Source organism: Mesorhizobium sp. M4A.F.Ca.ET.020.02.1.1, from assembly GCF_004022645.1.
GTDB lineage: Bacteria > Pseudomonadota > Alphaproteobacteria > Rhizobiales > Rhizobiaceae > Mesorhizobium.
Genome location: NZ_RZOI01000602.1, coordinates 1 through 3826 on the forward strand (window position 1 = coordinate 1; position 3826 = coordinate 3826).

4 protein-coding genes are annotated in these 3826 nt (G+C 65.4%); all 4 read right to left on the bottom strand.

The window, feature by feature from the left end:
* Positions 1-46: 46 nt before the first annotated feature.
* On the bottom strand, positions 47-1702 hold the full coding sequence (locus EN742_RS27545) for an FAD-binding dehydrogenase (protein WP_126057148.1): 1656 nt from the start codon (positions 1700-1702) through the stop codon (positions 47-49).
* 39 nt (positions 1703-1741) lie between these two features.
* The gene (locus tag EN742_RS27550; protein WP_126057147.1) at positions 1742-2728 is read right to left on the bottom strand and encodes a Gfo/Idh/MocA family oxidoreductase; all 987 of its coding nucleotides are present in this window, start codon (positions 2726-2728) and stop codon (positions 1742-1744) included.
* A gap of 268 nt (positions 2729-2996) precedes the next feature.
* Positions 2997-3572: a YceI family protein gene (locus EN742_RS27555; protein WP_126057146.1), complete on the bottom strand. Its 576-nt coding sequence runs from the start codon at positions 3570-3572 to the stop codon at positions 2997-2999.
* Positions 3573-3641: 69 nt separating this feature from the next.
* The coding region (locus EN742_RS27560) for a cytochrome b/b6 domain-containing protein (RefSeq protein WP_189375638.1) at positions 3642-3826 on the bottom strand (185 nt) is incomplete at its 5' end.

Sequence of the window (3826 nt, forward strand, 5' to 3'; positions counted from 1 at the left end):
GGTTGACCCTGGTACGGCGTCCGCGCCTGCGGGGGCCGGTCTTCCCTCAGGCGACCGCCTTGGCCGCCGCCCGCCCGGCGCTGCGGCCGGAGAAGATGCAGCCGCCGAGAAATGTGCCTTCCAGCGCGGCATAGCCATGCACGCCGCCGCCGCCGAAGCCGGCGGCTTCGCCGACCGCATAGAGGCCGGGGACCGGCTGGCCCCCGGCATCGAGCACGCGGCTGTCCAGATCGGTCTGCAGGCCGCCCAGCGTCTTGCGGGTGAGGATGTTGAGCCGCACCGCGATCAGCGGGCCGTTCGCCGGATCGAGCATCTTGTGCGGCTTGGTGGTGCGGATCAGCTTGTCGCCGATATAGGCGCGGGCGCCGCGCAGTGCCGTGATTTGCATGTCTTTCGAGAACGGATTGTCGAGCTGCCGGTCGCGGGCGCGGATTTCGCGCTCGACCTCGGCGACATCGAGCAGCGGCTCGCCGCCAGCCAGCGCATTCATGCGCTTGACCAGCGTCGAAAGGTCGGCCTCGACGATGAAATCCTCGCCCTTCTCCATGAAGGCTTTGACCGGGCCGGGAATGCCTGACGTCGCGCGGCCCAGCACCTGGCGCCAGCTCTTGCCCGTCAGGTCCGGGTTCTGCTCGGAGCCGGACAGCGCGAACTCCTTCTGGATGATTTTCTTCGTCAGGATGAACCAGGAATAGTCGAAGCCGGTGCGCATAATGTGGCTGAGCGTGCCCAGCGTGTCGAAGCCCGGATAGAGCGGCACCGGCAGGCGCTTGCCGCGCGCGTCGAGCCACAGCGACGACGGGCCGGGCAGGATGCGGATCGCGTGGTCGGTCCAGATCGGCGCCCAGTTCCTGATGCCCTCGACATAGTGCCACATGCGGTCGCGGTTGATGATCGAGCCGCCGGCCGCCTCCGTGATCGCCAGCATGCGGCCATCGACATGGTCGGGCACGCCGGTGATCATCCGCTTGGGCGCGGTACCCAGCCGATGCGGCCAGTTCTTGCGCACCAGCTCGTGATTGGCGCCGATGCCTCCGGAGGCGACGATCACCGCTTGCGCGTGCAGTTCGAAATCGCCGGCGATGTCGCGCGCGCTCTTGCGGCCGCGCTCGACGCTGCTTGGCTCGAGGATGTCGCCGCGCACGCCATCGACGGTCGTGCCCGTTCGCGTCAGCTCATTGACACGATGGCGGAATTTGAACTGGACCAGCCCGCGTTTCTCCGCTTCCCGCACACGCAGGACAAAAGGTTCGAGTACGCCGGGGCCGGTGCCCCAGGTGACGTGGAAGCGCGGCACCGAATTGCCGTGGCCGATGGCATTGCCGCCGCCGCGTTCCGCCCAGCCGACGACGGGAAAGAATTTCAGCCCGCGTTCGATCAGCCAGGAACGCTTTTCGCCGGCGGCAAAGCCGACATAGGCCTCGGCCCATTTGCGCGGCCAGAAATCTTCCGCGCGGTCGAAAGCCGCGGTGCCCATCCAGTCTTCCAGCGCGAGATCGTGCGAATCGCGGATGCGCATGCGCCGCTGCTCCGGCGAATCGACCAGAAACAAACCGCCGAACGACCAGAAGGCCTGGCCGCCCAGCGACTGCTCCGGTTCCTGGTCGACGATGATGATCTTCTTGCCGGCCTCGGCCAGCTCGGCCGCGGCGACGAGGCCGGCCAGCCCCGCGCCGACAATGATCACGTCCGCGTCAGCCATTTCTCCTCCCAGGATTAGCCGGCTTTCTTAATGCAGAGGTCAGACGGCTTCCCAGCCGTCCTTGCCGCCGGCGCGGAAGATGGCATCGATGACCTTCTGGTTGAGCACCGATTCCTCCAGCGTGAAGACGCGCTCCTTGCCGCCCTGCGCCGCCCTGGCGAAGGTCTCGACCTCCAGCCGGTACTGCTGCGTGCCGGGGAAGCGGAACACCTGCGCCTCGGTGTGGTTCTGGTTGTGCAACTCGACCCGATGGTGGTCGTAGAGCCCGGCATTGAACGGCGAGAACACCTCGATGAAACCCTTCTCGCCGTGGAACACCATCACCTGCCGCGCCGCCATCTGCGTCGACAGGTAGAAGGACAGTTCGAAGTCGCCGAAATCGGCGCGGATCGAGGAATAGATGTCGGTGCCGAAGGTCTTGTCGCGCTCGATCGTCGCCTGCACGCGCTGCGGCTCCTTGCCGGTCGAAAAGCGTGTCGACACCGTCGGGTAGACGCCGATGTCGGGCAGCGCGCCGCCGCCGAGGTCGAGCTGGTTGCGCATGTTCTTGGGGTCGACATTGTAATAGGAGAACGCGCCCTGCACATGGCGCAGCCGGCCGATGGCGCCGCTGGCGATGAGGTCGCGCACCTTGATCCATTGCGGGTGGTAGATGACCATGAAGGCCTCGCACACCAGCACTTTCTTCTCATCGCGCAGTTGGATCAGCGGCGCGATGTCCTTGGCGTCGAGCGCCAGCGGCTTCTCGACCAGCACATGTTTTCCCGCTACGATCGCCTTCGCCGTCCATGCGACATGCTGCGAGGTCGGCAGCGGGATGTAGACGCCGTCGATGTCCTTCGACGCGAGCAGTTCCTCATAGGAGCCGAAAGCATGCGGCGCGCCGAAACGGTCGGCGAGCGCCCGGGCTTTCGCCAGATCGCGGCTGGCGATCGCCGACAGGACGCCGTTCTCCGCCTCGACGATCGCCGGCAACAGCTGCTCGCGGCCGATCTTGGCCGTCGACAGAACACCCCATCGGAACATCACGCTTCTCCATGTCGAATTGCATCATGGAGGTGTGCCCCAATTCAGGGGAAAAGCCAATCGCAGACGCGGGTCACAAAGCGTCTTCGTCATCCTCGGGCTTGACCCGAGGATCCATTCCGTGACCTGTGACGTAAGGTGCAACGGTGCAGAATTCTGTAACCGTTGCAACGCCTTAGCATCACGGAATGGATCCCCGGGTCTGCGCGCGTCGCTTCGCTCCTTGCTTCGCCCTGGGATGACGAACCCGAGGGGGGCGAGCTTGGAACTAGCCCCTCTTGCCCGTCAGCGTCATGTCGAAGTTGACGACGTTGGAATAGATCGGCGTGCCGACATCCATGCCGTAGCGCGACCTCAGCACCCTGCCGGTGACGTGGAATTTGATCGTGCCGGCCTTGAGGCTGCTGAGCTCGGCGGTGAATTTTTCCGGAAACGTCTTGCCGCGCGCCGTCAGCCGGCCGGTGACCAAGGCCGTCGTGTCGCCGGTACGGGTCACGCTGGTCGAGCGGAACTGGATTTCCGGGCTGTTGGCGCTGTCGAACACCGCGTCGGAGCGCAGGAAGGCATCGATGCGGTTCTGGCCGGTGCCGACGCTCTCGGGATAGATGGTGAGGTTGACCTGCGAGCGTTCGACATTGGCGTCATCGATGCGGATGCTGCCCTTGAAGCGGGCGAAGGCGCCGTCGAACCCGCCGCCGCCGGCCTTGCCGATGGTGAAACGGATGCTCGATGCGGCCGGGCTGATCGTGTAGCTGCCGGCGGCGTCGCTGAGCGCCACTGCCGCGTAAACAGGCATGGCAAGGCAAGCAGCAACGGCCGCGTATCCGAGGATCCGCGCATGCATGGGGATGGTCCTTTTGCTGAGGCAGCGCATTGCTGCCTTCTCGCCTCACCAACGAATGACGATGCCGTTCTATTCCTCACCTGACGAAGGCGTGATCATGCGCGCAAGCACGCTATCGCGCAGCCAGAAATGGTGGCGCAATGCCGCCAGTATGTGCAGCGCGACAAGCGCGATGCCGGCATAGGCAAGATACCAGTGCGCCGCCGTCCAGAAGCTCTCCGCCGCGTCGGATACGGCCAGCGGCAGGCTGGGCA

Coding starts and splice junctions, on each gene's coding strand:
- EN742_RS27545 (WP_126057148.1), bottom strand. CDS start 1,702: ATGGCTGACGCGGACGTGATCATTGTCGGCGCGGGGCTGGCCGGCCTC.
- EN742_RS27550 (WP_126057147.1), bottom strand. CDS start 2,728: ATGTTCCGATGGGGTGTTCTGTCGACGGCCAAGATCGGCCGCGAGCAG.
- EN742_RS27555 (WP_126057146.1), bottom strand. CDS start 3,572: ATGCATGCGCGGATCCTCGGATACGCGGCCGTTGCTGCTTGCCTTGCC.